This is a genomic window from Streptomyces globosus (assembly GCF_003325375.1).
In the GTDB taxonomy this organism is placed as follows: Bacteria; Actinomycetota; Actinomycetes; order Streptomycetales; family Streptomycetaceae; genus Streptomyces; species Streptomyces globosus_A.
In genome coordinates, this window is record NZ_CP030862.1 from 5,348,601 (window position 1) to 5,362,651 (window position 14,051).

Sequence of the window (14,051 nt, forward strand, 5' to 3'; positions counted from 1 at the left end):
CCGGAGGGGCGCGGCTCCCTCAGGAGTCCGCGCCCGGCCTGTCCACGAGTTCGATCTGGTCCACCGCGTTGCACCAGCGGCAGCGGACCGACTCGATGGTCTCACTGACCACCTCGCGCTCCTCGACCTTGGGCTCCCCGGCAAGGTCCAGGTGGACGTACTCGACGACCTTCGACGAACGGGTGACGTCGAAGCGCGTCAGGTTGCCGCACAGCGTGCAGCGCCACCGGGTGGTCGCGGTCGGCAGGGGCACCGTCATCAGGCCGCACTCTCCTTCATAGCTCTCTCGGGTCAAAGCCGCCGTCCGCGCGAATCGGCGGCCCGCAGCACGTAACCCTACGGCCTGCCGGTGCGGCGGGGAGGGCCGGTCGGGCCATGCTCGACCGCATGATCGCAAAGTGGCGGGCCGTGCGGGCCGTTCGGGCGGCGGCCGGGGGCCCCGTGGCCACGCACGCCCTGATCGCGGGCTGCTGCGCGGTGTTCCTGCTGGGCCCGGCTTCGGGGCTCAATCCGGCCTACGGCACCGGCGAGCGGCTGCTGGAGGCGGGCACCGCCTACTTCCGGCGGTGGGGCGTCGTCCCGGCCGAGCTCTCCCAGGGCTCGCCGCGGGCGCTGCTGACCCCGCTGACCGCGCTGTTCCTGCACGGCAGCTGGCTGCACCTGCTCGGCAACATGCTGTTCCTGCGCGTCTTCGGCGCGATGGCCGAGGAGCGGATGGGGCGGCCGGCGTTCCTGTGCTTCTACGTGTGCACCGGCTACCTCGCCCTCGCCGGGTACGCGGCCGCCAACGCCTCCTCGGAGCAGACGCTGGTCGGCGCCTCGGGGGCCATCTCGGCGGTCCTGGGGGCGTTCCTGTTCCTCTTCCCGCGGGCCCGGGTGACCAGCCTGTTCCCGTTCCTGTACTTCCTGCCGCTGCGGCTGCCCGCGTGGCTCGTGCTGCTGTTCTGGTTCGCCCTGCAGTGGGTGGCCGCGCACCGGGCGGGCAGCGGGCCGGGGGTGGCGTACCTGGCGCACCTGGTGGGCTTCTCCCTGGGCTTCCTCCTCGCGTGGGTGCGCTACGGCAGGACGGCTAGAGTGAGGCGATCAGCGACGGCCACCGAGGGAGACAGCCAGCCGTGATCACCGCGATCGTGCTCATCAAGACCAGCGTGGACCGCATCCCCGAGATCGCCGAGTCGATCGCGGCGCTGGAGAACGTCAGCGAGGTCTACTCCGTCACCGGGACGTACGACCTGATCGCGCTGGTCCGCGTGGCCCGCCACGACGACCTCGCGGACATCATCCCGGGCCGCATCAGCAAGATCCCCGGCGTCGAGGCGACGGACACGCACGTGGCGTTCCGCACCTACTCCCAGCACGACCTGGAAGCCGCCTTCGCCATCGGCCTCGACGCCTGAGGCCGCCGCCGGGCGCGGCAGCCGGGCGCGGCAGCCGGGCGCGTCAGACCGCCGGGACGCAGCGGCCGTCCTCCGTGCGGTACTGCCACTTCGCCCCGTCGGCGACGAGTTCCCGCACGGCCCGCAGGAAGCGCTCGACGTGCTCGTCGGGCGTGCCCGCGCCGAAGCTGACGCGGATCGCGTTCAGCGGCCGCTCCCCCGGCCGGCGTGCCGCGGGGGCGTCGCAGGCGCCGGGCTCCTGGGGGGCGCCGCCCAGCAGGGTGCGCACCAGCGGGTGGGCGCAGAAGAGGCCGTCGCGGACGCCGATGCCGTACTCGGCGGACAGCGCGGCGGCGAAGTGGGAGCTGTTCCAGCCCTCCACCACGAAGGAGATGACGCCGACGCGCGGGGCGTCGTCCCCGAAGAGGGACAGCACCCGCACCCCGGGGACGGCGGCGAGGCCCTCGCGGATCCGGGCGACGAGCCGGCGCTCGCGGGCGACGAGGGTGTCGAAGCCGGCCTCGGCCAGGGCGCGGCAGGCGGACGCGATCGCGTAGGCGCCGATGACGTTGGGCGAGCCGGCCTCGTGCCGGGCGGCCCCCGTGTGCCAGGCGACGTCGACGCCGCCGTCCTCCCGGCGGGCCACGCTGCGGGAGGCGCCGCCGCCGGCCAGGTAGGGGCGGGCCTGCTGCAGCCAGTCCGCCCGGCCGGCCAGCACGCCGGAGCCGAACGGCGCGTACAGCTTGTGCCCGGAGAAGGCGACCCAGTCGACGTCGAGGCCGCGCACGGAGACCGGGTGGTGCGGGGCCAGCTGGGCGGCGTCGAGGACGATCCGGGCGCCGTGGGCGTGGGCGGCGGCCGCGAGCTCCTTCACGGGCCACAGCTCGCCGGTGACGTTGGAGGCGCCGGTGACGCAGACGAGGGCCGGGCCGTTGGGGCCTCCCGCGCCCGAACGGAGCCGGGAGCTCGGGGAGGGGCCGCGGTCGGCGAGCGCCCGCTCCAGGGTGGCGACGGCCTCGGCGGGGGTGCGGGGCGCGTCGAGGTACGTGACCTGCTCGTCGCCCCAGGGCAGCAGCGAGGCGTGGTGCTCGGTCTCGAAGACGAAGACGCGGCAGCCGGCGGGGAGGGCGGCGGCGAGGAGGTTCAGCGAGTCGGTCGTGGAGCGGGTGAAGACGACCTGGTCGGCGGGGCGGCAGTCGAGGAACGCGGCCACGGCGGCCCTGCTCTGCTCGAAGAGGTCGGTGGACAGCTGGGAGAGGTAGCCGGCGCCGCGGTGCACGCTGCCGTAGTAGGGGGCGTAGGCGGCGACGTCGTCCCAGACGCGCTGGAGGGCGGGGGCGCTGGCGGCGTAGTCGAGGGCCGCGTAGACGGTCTCGCCGCCGGTGACGAGCGGGACGGTGACGTCGCGGCCGAGGACGGGCAGCGGCCCGTCACAGGCGGCGCCGCAGGCGGCGGAGGCGTCGGCGACGGCGGTGTGCAGGGTTGCGGACATGGCGGTATCTCCCGGCTGCAGGGCTGAATGGCTTCGAAACCACCCGTACGCGGGTACGGCGCTGCGCCGTCCGGGGTACGGGGAAGGCCTCGGGGGACGGCCTGGGCGCACACGCACGGGTACGCGGAAGAGGCCGGTCCGAGGGGTGAAGAAGGGGCGGTACGCCCTATCGCATTCGCTTGCTCACGGAAAAACGCTCCTCGAGAGACCAGGACCCCTGGTGTCGAGGGATCCGCGCTTGCCGCGGACCTCGCTGCCCACGGCCTGGTCATCACCCGGGGCACCCCGCCACGGAAGGAGGGTTGCCGGACAGCAGGCCGGGGCCAAGACGCTGTCACTCGTGACCTGGTCAGCCATCCTGCCACAAGATCGGGCAGGCACAAGGCCCCGGTCCGCCATGCGGACCGGGGCCCGGCCGGAAACACGCCCCGAGGGGCCGGGAACCGTCAGGCGTTGGTGGCAGCCACCCACCGCTCCAGCACGGCCCGCGCGGCCCCGGAGTCGATGGACTCGGCCGCACGCGCGATGCCCGCCCCGATCTGCTCCTCCAGGGTGCCCGCGCCCGGCTCCAGGGCGACCAGCGCGGCCGCGGAGTTCAGCAGGACGGCGTCGCGCACGGGACCGGTCTCGCCGGCCAGCAGCCGCCGGGCGACGTCGGCGTTGTACGAGGCGTCCGCGCCCCGCAGCTCCGCCACGTCGACCAGGCCGATGCCGACGTCGCGCGGGTCGAAGGCCTGCTCCTGCACCCGGCCGTCGCGGACCCACCACACGCGGGAGGTCGCCGTCGTCGTCAGCTCGTCCAGGCCGTCGTCGCCGCGGAAGACCAGCGCCGACGAGCCCCGCTCGGCGAGGACGCCCGCCACGATGGGCGCGACCCGGGCGTCGGCCACTCCGGTCGCCTGGGCCCGCACCCGCGCCGGGTTGGTGAGCGGGCCGAGGAAGTTGAAGGTGGTGCGGATCCCGAGCTCCCGGCGGGCGGCGGCGACGTGCCGCAGCGCCGGGTGGAACTTCACCGCGAAGCAGAAGGTGATCCCGGCCTCCTCGGCGACCTCGACCACCCGGGCGGGGGTCAGGTCCAGGTTGACGCCGAGCTTCTCCAGGACGTCTGAGGCGCCGCTCGCGGAGGACGCGGCCCGGTTGCCGTGCTTGACGACCTTGGCGCCGGTGCCGGCCACCACCACCGACGACATCGTCGAGATGTTGACGGTCTTCGCGCCGTCGCCGCCGGTGCCGACGATGTCCACCGTCCGGCCCGGCACCTCGATCAGGTTGGCGTGTGCGTACATGGTCCGCACGAGGCCGTTGATCTCCTCGACGGTCTCCCCCTTGGCCCGCAGGGCCACCATGAAGCCGGCGATCTGGGCGTCGCTGGCCTCGCCCCGCATGATCCGGTCCATGGCCCACGCCGTGTCGTCGGAGTGCAGGTCGCGGCCGGAGAGCAGGGCGTCGAGGACGGCCGGCCAGCCGCGGGCCGCCACGCTGTCGCCGCCTGCCGGGGTCACAACGTTCATGGTCCGCTCCTGGTGGTCCACGGTGGATGGGAAGGGGTTCAGCCTATCCAGCCGCGGGGACGGCAAAGAGCCCCGTCCAGACCCTGGACGGGGCTCTCGCCGTGGCGACGCGGGGGCGATCGGAGATCAGCCCCGCTCGGGATCAGTGGTGGCCGTGGCCGCTCTGGATCTCCTTGTACTCCTCCACCGTGGGCTTCGGAATCTGGTTGCCCTCGCCGTACATGCCCTTGCTGAGCTTGACGCGCAGCTTCTCCATGGCACCGACCTTGCGCTCCACGCCGTTCTCGTCGACCGTCGGGCCGATCTCGGCGGGCGTGTACTGGTGGTGCGAGGTGAGCGTGTGCAGCTTGTCCTGCGACAGCGGCTCGTGGACCTCGACGAACTCACCGTGCGGCAGACGCTTGATGACGCCGGTCTCGCGACCGTGCAGCACCTTGTCGTTGTCCCGGCGCTGCAGGCCGAGGCAGATGCGCTTGGTGATGATGAAGGCCAGGACCGGGACGGCGAAGAAGCCGATCCGGACGAACCACGTGATCGCGTTGATCGACAGGTGGAAGTACTGCGCGAACATGTCGTTTCCACCGCCGATCAGCAGGACGATGTACTCCGAGATCCACGCGACGCCGACGGCCGTGCGGGTCGGGGCGTTGCGCGGGCGGTCGAGCAGGTGGTGCTCGCGCTTGTCACCGGTGATCCAGGACTCGATGAACGGCCACACCGCGATGGAGCCGAGGACCAGCGGGAAGAGGATCAGCGGGATGAACACGCCCAGGACGAGCGTGTGGCCCCACAGGTTGATCTCCCAGCCCGGCATGGCGCGGATCAGGCCTTCCGGCATGCCCATGTACCAGTCGGGCTGCGCACCGGTGGACACGTGGTCCGGCCGGTACGGGCCGAGGTTCCAGATCGGGTTGATCGTGGCGATCGCCGCGATGGCCGCGATGACACCGAAGACCAGGAAGAAGAAGCCTCCGGCCTTGGCCATGTAGACCGGCAGCAGCGGCATGCCGACGACGTTGTTGTTCGTCCGGCCGGGGCCGGGGAACTGGGTGTGCTTGTGGTAGAAGACCAGGATCAGGTGGGCCACGAGCAGGCCCATCATGATGCCGGGCAGCAGCAGGATGTGGATCGAGTAGAACCGGGCCACGAAGTCGCCGCCGGGGAACTCGCCGCCGAAGAGGAAGAACGACAGGTACGTGCCGACGACCGGCACGGACAGGATCGCACCCTGCATGAAGCGGACACCGGTGCCCGAGAGCAGGTCGTCCGGCAGCGAGTAGCCGGTGAAACCGGTGAACATGCCGAGGACCAGCAGCAGGAAGCCGAAGACCCAGTTGATCTCGCGGGGCTTGCGGAACGCGCCGGTGAAGAAGACGCGCATCATGTGCACGATCATCGCGGCGACGAAGATCAGCGCGGCCCAGTGGTGGATCTGCCGGATGAGCAGACCGCCGCGGACGTCGAAGCTGATGTCAAGCGTCGAGGCGAAGGCCTCGGACATCATGACGCCCTGCATCGGGACGTACGAGCCGTGGTACTCCACCTCGTTCATGCTCGGGTGGAAGAACAGCGTCAGGTACACACCCGTGAGGATGATGATGATGAAGCTGTAGAGGCAGATCTCACCCAGCATGAAGGACCAGTGGTCCGGGAAGATCTTGCGCATGTTCGCCTTGGCGAGGCTGTAGATGCCCAGGCGGCCGTCCGCCCAGTCGGCTACGCGCTCGCCGGCGGGCGCCTTCCGCTTGTCAGTGGCGGTACTCATCCGCGCTCCCAGAATGCAGGACCGACGGGCTCCTCGAAGTCGCCGAGCGCTTCGAGGAAGCCTTCGCCGTTCACGCCGATCCGCAGCTGCGGAAGCGCGTGGCCGGCGGGGCCGAAGATGACACGCGCGCCGTCGGAGAGGTCGAAAGTGGACTGGTGGCACGGGCAGAGCACGTGGTGCGTCTGCTGCTCGTACAGGCTGATCGGGCAGCCGACGTGGGTGCAGATCTTCGAGTAGGCCACGATTCCGTCGTGGGACCACTCGAGCTCGCGCTTGTCCTTGATGTCCTCCGGCTGGATGCGGACGATCATCACGGCGGCCTTGGCGATCTCGGTCAGGAACTCGTGCGAGCCCTCTTCGAGCCCCTCGGGCTGGACGAAGGTCAGCGAGCCGACCTGGACGTCCTCGGGACGCAGCGGCTCACCCGTGTTCTGGTTGATGAGCAGCTTGCCCTTGGCCCAGACGGTCTTGCGGAGCTTCTCCTCGGGCAGCGGGCCCAGGTCGCGCAGCAGGACCAGGCCGGACAGCGGCACCATGGCCAGCGCGCCCAGCAGGGTGTTGCGGATCAGCGGACGGCGGCCGATGGCCGACTCCTCGGCACCGGCGGCGAAGTCCGACATGACCTTCGCCTTGACCTCGGCCGGGGCCGCGATCGGGTGGCGGTCGTCGGCGACCTCGACGTCGGACATCAGCGTGCGGGCCCAGTGGACCGCGCCGGCGCCGATGCAGAAGAGGGCGGTGCCCAGGGTCAGACCGAGCGCGAAGTTGAGCGCGCTCACCTTCCCGAGCGGGAAGATGTAGACGATCTTGTCGACCGGGATGGCCACGTACGCGGCGATGAAGGCGATCGTGGCCAGCATCGACACCGTGAACAGCATCGCCACGGTGCGCTCGGAGCGCTTCGCGGCGCGGTCGTCGATGTCCTGGATGCGCGGCTTGTGGACCGGCAGGCCGGGGTCGGCGAACGGGTCGTCCGCGACCGCCACACCACCGTGGTGGGCGTCGCCCTGCTCGCTCGGCAGGTGCTTGTCTTCGGGAATCTCTTGGCTACTCATGACTTCTTGGCCTTAGCGGTGTGGGCCGCGACCCAGACGGCGACAGCGATCAGCGCACCCAGACCGAAGATCCAGCCGAACAGGCCTTCCGAGACGGGGCCGAGGCCGCCGAGCTTCAGGCCGCCGGGGTTGACCGACTTCTCGCCGTTCACGTTCTGGAGGTACGCGATGATGTCCTTCTTCTCCTGCTCCGGCATGACGCTGTCCGGGAAGGAGGGCATGTTCTGCGGGCCGGTGAGCATGGCCTCGTAGATGTGCTTCGGCGAGACGTCCTCGAGGTTCGGGGCGTACTTGCCGTTCGTCAGCGCGCCGCCCTCGCCGGTGAAGTTGTGGCACTGCGCGCAGTTGTTGCGGAACAGCTCGCCACCCCTGGCGACGTCGGCGCCCGCCGGGTCGTACTGCTTCTTGGTCGGCGTGATCGGGCCGGCGCCGAGGGACGCGATGTACGCGGCCAGCTGGTCGATCTGCGCCTGCGTGTAGATGACCGGCTTCTTCGGCACCTGCGCGCCGGGCTGCTGGGCGGGCATGCGGCCGGTGCTCACCTGGAAGTCGACGGCCGCGGAGCCGACGCCGACCAGGCTGGGGCCGTCGCTGGTTCCCTCGCCACCGGTTCCGTGGCAGCTTGCGCAACCCACGGCGTAGAGCTTCTTGCCCTCCTCGATGGCGAGGGACTGGGCGGTTTCATCGGCCTGCGCCTTGCCCGCAGGGGCGAAGGCGGCGTACAGCCCCCCAGTGGCCGCCAGCGCGAGGAGTAGAACGACGACCGCCGCCAGCGGATGGCGTCGTCGTGCGGAGAGCTTTTTCACGGATTACCCCGGTGTCAGGATCTTCTGCGTCGGTGTTTCTGGATGGTTGCCGGGCGGGCCCGGCCGCGTGTTCGCTACTTGATCAGGTAGATCGTGGCGAAGAGGCCGATCCAGACGACATCGACGAAGTGCCAGTAGTAGGACACGACGATGGCCGAGGTGGCCTGTTCGTGGGTGAACCTCTTGGCCGCGTACGTCCGGCCGAGGACCAGCAGGAAGGCGATGAGACCGCCCGTCACGTGCAGACCGTGGAAGCCGGTGGTCAGGTAGAACACCGAGCCGTACGGACCGGACGAGAGGCTCATGCCCTCGTGCTTGACCAGCTCGGTGTACTCGAACACCTGGCCGCCAATGAAGATCGCACCCATCACGAACGTGACGATGAACCACGTCCGGAGCTTCTTCACGTCACCGCGCTCGGCGGCGAAGACGCCGAGCTGGCAGGTGAGGGAGGAGAGCACCAGGATCGTGGTGTTCGTCGCCGAGAAGGGCAGGTTCAGGCTCGCGGCCTGTTCTGACCAGTACTCGGCGCCTGTCACCGATCGCAGGGTGAAGTACATCGCGAAGAGGGCCGCGAAGAACATCAGCTCGGAACTCAACCAGATGATGGTTCCGACGCTGACGAGGTTCGGCCTGTTGACCGTCGGGTGCGCGTGCCCGGTATCTACTGTCGTTGCTGTCGCCACGACCGACATTATGTCGGTCGCTTATCCCGCCCTCACCCCGGGGGGTGCCGTTCGGAGTGTCAGGGCGGTGTGCAAGGCCCGAACGGCCCATCGGCGGGCGGTCGGCGGGCGTGCCGGAAGCGGTGTGGGCGAGGGGCTGCGAGGAGTAGCATCCCGCGCAACATCAACGTGGTTCACGGCAACCGTGGAGGAACGAAATGCGGTCGACTGCACGGGTTCTGGTCTACAGCGACGATGCGAACACCCGGCAGCAGGTGCTCCTGGCCTCCGGGCGCAGGCCGGCCGCGGACCTGCCGCCGGTGGAGTTCGTGGAGTGCGCGACGCTGCCCGCGGTCCTGGGCGAGCTGGACGCGGGCGGGATCGACGCCTGCGTGCTGGACGGCGAGGCCGTCCCGGCGGGGGGCATGGGGGTGTGTCGGCAGATCAAGGACGAGGTCTTCCGCTGCCCGCCGGTGCTGCTGCTGATGGGCCGTCCGCAGGACGCCTGGCTGGCCACCTGGAGCCGCGCGGACGCGGCGGTGACCCTTCCGGTCGATCCGGTGGAGTTCGCGGACGCACTGGCGCGCCTGCTGCGCGCCCGGCTGTCGCTGGACGCGTAGCAGGCGTCCCGGCGGTGCGCGGGGCCCCGGCGGGGGCCCCGCGCACCGGGCCGCGGGCCGCGGGGGCCGCGCGGGCCGCCGGGTTCAGACCTGCGGGCGCAGGCGGGCGTGGTCGGCCGCGGTGCGGCCGTCGCGGGTGCCCGCGAGGAGGGCGCTGCCCTCGCGCCAGTCCTTCCAGTCCATGTTCCAGTCGCCGAAGCCGTTCCCGAAGGTGTCCATGTCCTCGCCGATGCTGTTGACGACCTGGACGATGTCCCCTTCGGTGATGTTCTCGTAGAACCAGGCGGCGTTTGCGGTGCTCATGCCGGTGCAGCCGTGGCTGACGTTCGCGTAGCCGTGGGACCCGACCGACCACGGGGCGGCGTGCACGTATTCACCACTCCAGGTGACACGGGTGGCGTAGTAGACGGGCAGGTCGTAGTTCTCGCTGCCGCCGATGCCGACGGTGTCCCCGCGCATACGGACGTAGTACTGCTTGCCGAGCACGACCTTGACGCCGTTGCGGGTGGAGAAGCCCGGCTTGCCGGTGGTCACCGGGAGGGTGGTCACCACCTCGCCGTTGCGCTTGAAGGTGAGGTAGTGCGCGGCGGCGTCCGTGATGACCTCGACGCGGTCCCCGAACTCCAGCGTGAGCGGGGTGCTGGCGGCTCCGTGGAGCTCTCCGTCGATCCGGATGCCCTCCAGGTTGCTCCGTACGGAGACGGTGCTGTTGGCGGGCCAGTACTCCTTGGGCCTGAAATGCAGCCGCTTGTCGTCGACCCAGTGCCAGGAGCCCTCGACGCCGGGCGGGGCGTCGACGACCAGGCCCCGTTCGACGACGGCGCGGGCCGCCTTGTCCTTGACGGGCTCGCTGAGGTCGGCGGTGAGGGGCTGCCCGACGCCGTACTTGCCCTCTTCCGGCCCGAATTCGACGCTCAGGAGCTTCTTGGCCGGGGTGGTGTCGAACGTCAGCGTGCGCTGCCCTGGGGCGCCCCGCTCGTCCTCGGTGCTGACGGTGACGGTGTAGCGCACGCCGGCGGCGAGGGGGCCGGTGCTGTGCCAGCGGTCGCCCTTGGCGGTGAGCTCGCCGGCGAGGTGGCGGCCGTGCACGTCGACGGCGGTGACGTCGGTGATGCGGCTGCTGCCCGTCCCCTTGGCGGTGACCTCCAGGGGGCGGTTGTGGTCGACCGGGCGGCCGCCCTGGACCTGGTTGAAGGCGATCTGCTCGCCCGCGTCGTGCGGGCGGGCTGACAGCGGGTTCTCGTGCGACCCGCATGCGGTGGCGCCGGCACCGAGGGACGCGACCAGCAGGGAGCAGCTGATGACCGCCCAGAGACGCGGTGAGTGGTTCATGGGGCCAACGCTAGGGAAATACGACAATCCCGGCGCGCGGGATGACTGCAAACGAGGGGCCCGGACTCCTCTGTTCGAGGAGTCCGGGCCCCATGCGCTCAACCGGGCCGAGAACGGCTACTGGTTCTGGTTCTCACCGCGGTAGTACTCGTACACCCAGCCCCACAGGCCGATCAGGATGATCGGGGCCGAGAAGTACATGAGCCACCAGCCGAAGATGACGCCCATGAAGGCGAGCGCACCGCCGACCGCCAGCGAGAGCGGCTGCCAGCTGTGCGGGGAGAAGAACCCCAGCTCGCCCGCCTCGTCGGCGACCTCGGCCTCCAGGTTGTCCTGGGCCATCTCGTCGACGCGCTTGGCCGTGAAGGCCAGGTAGTAGCCGATCATCACGCTCAGGCCGAAGGCCAGGAAGAGCGCGGTGGTCCCCACGGGTTCCTTCGACCACACGCCGTACACGACGGCCATGATCAGAATGAAGGCGGAGAGCCAGAGGAACATCTTGCCCTGGATCTTCACTTGCCGGCCTCCTTGCCACCGGTGACGGCCTTGGCGCCGTGGTCCTCCAGGTGGTCGAGGGCCGCGATCTCCGGGTGGTGGAGGTCGAAGGCCGGCGACTCACTGCGGATGCGCGGCAGGGTGACGAAGTTGTGCCGCGGCGGCGGGCAGGACGTCGCCCACTCGAGCGAGCGGCCGTAGCCCCACGGGTCGTCGACCTCGATCTTCTTGCCGTACTTGGCCGTCTTCCAGACGTTGTACATGAACGGCAGCATCGACAGGCCGAGCAGGAACGAGCTGACGGTGGAGATGGTGTTCAGCGCGGTGAAGCCGTCGGCGGCGAGGTAGTCCGCGTAGCGGCGCGGCATGCCCTCGGCGCCCAGCCAGTGCTGCACCAGGAAGGTGCCGTGGAAGCCCACGAACAGCGTCCAGAAGGTGATCTTGCCGAGGCGCTCGTCCAGCATCTTGCCCGTGAACTTCGGCCACCAGAAGTGGAAGCCGGAGAACATCGCGAAGACCACGGTGCCGAAGATGACGTAGTGGAAGTGCGCGACGACGAAGTACGAGTCGGAGACGTGGAAGTCCAGCGGGGGCGAGGCCAGGATGACGCCGGTCAGACCACCGAAGGTGAAGGTGATCAGGAAGCCGACGGCCCAGAGCATCGGGGTCTCGAAGGACAGCGAGCCCTTCCACATGGTGCCGATCCAGTTGAAGAACTTCACACCGGTCGGTACCGCGATCAGGAAGGTCATGAAGGAGAAGAACGGCAGCAGTACACCGCCGGTGACGTACATGTGGTGGGCCCACACGGTCACGGAGAGGCCGGCGATGGCGATCGTCGCGGCGATGAGGCCGATGTAGCCGAACATCGGCTTCCGCGAGAAGACCGGGATGACCTCGGAGATGATGCCGAAGAACGGCAGGGCGATGATGTACACCTCTGGGTGTCCGAAGAACCAGAAGAGGTGCTGCCACAGCAGTGCGCCGCCGTTGGCCGAGTCGAAGATGTGGCTGCCGAACTTGCGGTCGGACTCCAGCGCGAACAGCGCCGCCGCGAGGACCGGGAAGGCGAGCAGGACCAGGACACCGGTCAGCAGCACGTTCCAGGTGAAGATCGGCATGCGGAACATCGTCATGCCCGGGGCGCGCATGCAGATGATCGTGGTGATGAAGTTGACCGAGCCGAGGATGGTGCCGAAGCCGGAGAAGGCCAGACCCATGATCCACATGTCGGCGCCGATGCCCGGCGAGCGGACCGCGTCGGACAGCGGGGAGTAGGCGAACCAGCCGAAGTCGGCGGCGCCCTGCGGGGTGAGGAAGCCGGCCACCGCGATGGTCGAGCCGAAGAGGTACAGCCAGTACGCGAACATGTTCAGCCGCGGGAACGCCACGTCGGGCGCGCCGATCTGGAGCGGCATGATCCAGTTCGCGAAGCCGGCGAACAGCGGCGTGGCGAACATCAGCAGCATGATCGTGCCATGCATGGTGAACGCCTGGTTGAACTGCTCGTTCGACATGATCTGCGTGCCCGGACGGGCCAGCTCGGCGCGCATGACGAGCGCCATCACGCCGCCGATCAGGAAGAACACGAACGACGTGACCAGGTACAGCGTACCGATGGTCTTGTGGTCGGTCGTGGTCAGCCATTTGACCACCACGCTGCCAGGCTGCTTGCGCCGTACCGGCAGCTCGTTCTCGTACGAGTCTGCGGCGGCACCCTGGGGTTCGTTGAGGATGCTCACAGTGTGTTCGTCTCCGCGTTCCGGGCCGGGTCAGTCTGCTTGATGCCGGCCGGCAGGAAGCCGGTCTGCCCCTTCTCGGCCAGTTCCTTCAGGTGCGCCCGGTACTCCTCGGGCGAGACGACCTTGACGTTGAAGAGCATCCGGGAGTGGTCGACGCCGCAGAGCTCGGCGCACTTGCCCATGAAGACGCCCTCCTGGGAAGGCGTGACCTCGAAGACGTTGGTGTGGCCCGGGATGACGTCCTGCTTGAAGAGGAACGGAACCACCCAGAAGGAGTGGATGACGTCGTTCGACGACAGGATGAAGCGGACCTTCTCGCCCTTGGGCAGGTAGAGGGTCGGGCCGGGGTTCCCGGTCTCCGGGTTCCGGTCGGCCGGGATGCCCTTCTGGTAGACGCCTTCGGCGCCCGCCGGGAAGTCCTTGGTGTAGCGGTCCGGGATGCTGGCGAGCTCCTTGGGAACCGCGCCGGCCTTCGGGGTGGCCGCGTCGCCGTCGACGTCCTCGATGTAGTTGAAGCCCCAGCTCCACTGGAAGCCGACCACGTTGATGGTGTGCGCCGGCTTCGAGAGGGCGAGGAGCTTGGACTCGTCACGCGCGGTGAAGTAGAACAGCACCGAGACGATGATGAGCGGGACCACGGTGTACAGCGCCTCGATGGGCATGTTGTACCGGGTCTGCGGGGGGACCTCCACCTTCGTCCGGCTACGCCGGTGGAAGATGACGCTCCACAGGATCAGGCCCCAGACCAGGATGCCGGTGACCAGAGCGGCCGCCCAGGACCCCTGCCACAGGGACAGGATGCGAGGCGCCTCCTCCGTGACCGGGTAGGGCATCCCGAGGCGGGGGAAGTCTTTCCATGTGTACGAGCAACCAGTGGCGGTCGCCAGGACCACGCCCGCAGTCAGCGCCTGCAGCAGCTTCCGCCGCATCGGGCGCCGCGGCGAGCGGTCGGAGCCGTAGGGACTCACGTAGCGCCTTCCCGAGAGTCTCGGCCCGCGCGGCCGGCCGCGGCCGTGTTCGGGTCGGTCGCCGGCCCTGACGCAGGCAGGGGTTTGGATGTTTATGCGGACCAAACCCTACTGGACGCTATTTGGGGTCGCGCGGGGAGGGTGCCCAACGCGCCGCTACTGCCCCCGAAGGGATGGATCCGCCGTACGGGGGACGGGCGGGCACCGGCCGAACGGCCGTGTGG

Annotated in this window: 14 protein-coding genes and 1 riboswitch; of the genes, 3 read left to right on the forward strand and 11 right to left on the reverse strand. The window is 69.6% G+C overall.

Annotated features, from left to right (window positions below; all coding sequences use genetic code 11):
• Nucleotides 1–19 precede the first annotated feature (19 nt).
• Nucleotides 20–259, reverse strand: coding sequence for a hypothetical protein (locus C0216_RS23760; RefSeq protein ID WP_114057246.1), 240 nt, complete (start codon nucleotides 257–259; stop codon nucleotides 20–22).
• 128 nt (nucleotides 260–387) lie between these two features.
• Here C0216_RS23760 and C0216_RS23765 point away from each other — a divergent pair, with 128 nt between their 5' ends.
• Both C0216_RS23765 and C0216_RS23770 read left to right on the forward strand, forming a co-directional pair.
• Entirely contained in the window at nucleotides 388–1,119 is a 732-nt protein-coding gene (locus C0216_RS23765) for a rhomboid family intramembrane serine protease (RefSeq protein WP_114058870.1), read from the forward strand.
• Complete coding sequence (locus C0216_RS23770) at nucleotides 1,116–1,397, forward strand: Lrp/AsnC family transcriptional regulator (protein ID WP_114057247.1); 282 nt, start codon at nucleotides 1,116–1,118, stop codon at nucleotides 1,395–1,397. Before C0216_RS23765 ends, C0216_RS23770 begins: the two co-directional genes overlap by 4 nt.
• 43 nt (nucleotides 1,398–1,440) lie before the next feature.
• Here the strand turns inward: C0216_RS23770 and C0216_RS23775 are convergent, their stop codons facing one another.
• From C0216_RS23775 to ctaE, 6 genes are all read right to left on the reverse strand, one after another.
• Nucleotides 1,441–2,868, reverse strand: coding sequence for an aminotransferase class V-fold PLP-dependent enzyme (locus C0216_RS23775; protein WP_114057248.1), 1,428 nt, complete (start codon nucleotides 2,866–2,868; stop codon nucleotides 1,441–1,443).
• Between the two features lie 229 nt (nucleotides 2,869–3,097).
• A riboswitch (SAM riboswitch) is annotated at nucleotides 3,098–3,214 on the reverse strand.
• Nucleotides 3,215–3,314: 100 nt separating this feature from the next.
• The gene (gene trpD / locus C0216_RS23780) at nucleotides 3,315–4,379 is read right to left on the reverse strand and encodes an anthranilate phosphoribosyltransferase (RefSeq protein WP_114057249.1); all 1,065 of its coding nucleotides are present in this window, start codon (nucleotides 4,377–4,379) and stop codon (nucleotides 3,315–3,317) included.
• Between the two features lie 142 nt (nucleotides 4,380–4,521).
• Nucleotides 4,522–6,144, reverse strand: coding sequence for a cytochrome bc1 complex cytochrome b subunit (gene qcrB / locus C0216_RS23785; RefSeq protein WP_114057250.1), 1,623 nt, complete (start codon nucleotides 6,142–6,144; stop codon nucleotides 4,522–4,524).
• Nucleotides 6,141–7,199: a cytochrome bc1 complex Rieske iron-sulfur subunit gene (qcrA, locus tag C0216_RS23790; protein WP_114057251.1), complete on the reverse strand. Its 1,059-nt coding sequence runs from the start codon at nucleotides 7,197–7,199 to the stop codon at nucleotides 6,141–6,143. The genes qcrB and qcrA overlap by 4 nt, the downstream gene beginning before the upstream one ends.
• Complete coding sequence (qcrC, locus tag C0216_RS23795; RefSeq protein ID WP_114057252.1) at nucleotides 7,196–8,005, reverse strand: cytochrome bc1 complex diheme cytochrome c subunit; 810 nt, start codon at nucleotides 8,003–8,005, stop codon at nucleotides 7,196–7,198. Before qcrC ends, qcrA begins: the two co-directional genes overlap by 4 nt.
• Nucleotides 8,006–8,079: 74 nt before the next feature.
• The gene (gene ctaE / locus C0216_RS23800; RefSeq protein WP_114057253.1) at nucleotides 8,080–8,700 is read right to left on the reverse strand and encodes an aa3-type cytochrome oxidase subunit III; all 621 of its coding nucleotides are present in this window, start codon (nucleotides 8,698–8,700) and stop codon (nucleotides 8,080–8,082) included.
• A gap of 188 nt (nucleotides 8,701–8,888) precedes the next feature.
• Here ctaE and C0216_RS23805 point away from each other — a divergent pair, with 188 nt between their 5' ends.
• Nucleotides 8,889–9,290 (forward strand): hypothetical protein, encoded by a 402-nt coding sequence (locus C0216_RS23805; RefSeq protein WP_114057254.1) that lies wholly within the window; start codon nucleotides 8,889–8,891, stop codon nucleotides 9,288–9,290.
• 84 nt (nucleotides 9,291–9,374) lie between these two features.
• Here C0216_RS23805 and C0216_RS23810 read toward each other — a convergent pair whose 3' ends face one another.
• The 4 genes from C0216_RS23810 to ctaC all read right to left on the reverse strand — a co-directional run bounded on the left by C0216_RS23810 (nucleotide 9,375) and on the right by ctaC (nucleotide 13,827).
• On the reverse strand, nucleotides 9,375–10,622 hold the full coding sequence (locus tag C0216_RS23810) for a L,D-transpeptidase (RefSeq protein ID WP_114057255.1): 1,248 nt from the start codon (nucleotides 10,620–10,622) through the stop codon (nucleotides 9,375–9,377).
• A gap of 117 nt (nucleotides 10,623–10,739) precedes the next feature.
• Complete coding sequence (locus C0216_RS23815) at nucleotides 10,740–11,138, reverse strand: cytochrome c oxidase subunit 4 (RefSeq protein ID WP_114057256.1); 399 nt, start codon at nucleotides 11,136–11,138, stop codon at nucleotides 10,740–10,742.
• Nucleotides 11,135–12,859: an aa3-type cytochrome oxidase subunit I gene (gene ctaD / locus C0216_RS23820; RefSeq protein ID WP_114057257.1), complete on the reverse strand. Its 1,725-nt coding sequence runs from the start codon at nucleotides 12,857–12,859 to the stop codon at nucleotides 11,135–11,137. Before ctaD ends, C0216_RS23815 begins: the two co-directional genes overlap by 4 nt.
• Nucleotides 12,856–13,827, reverse strand: coding sequence for an aa3-type cytochrome oxidase subunit II (gene ctaC / locus C0216_RS23825; protein ID WP_114057258.1), 972 nt, complete (start codon nucleotides 13,825–13,827; stop codon nucleotides 12,856–12,858). The genes ctaD and ctaC overlap by 4 nt, the downstream gene beginning before the upstream one ends.
• Nucleotides 13,828–14,051 lie beyond the last annotated feature (224 nt).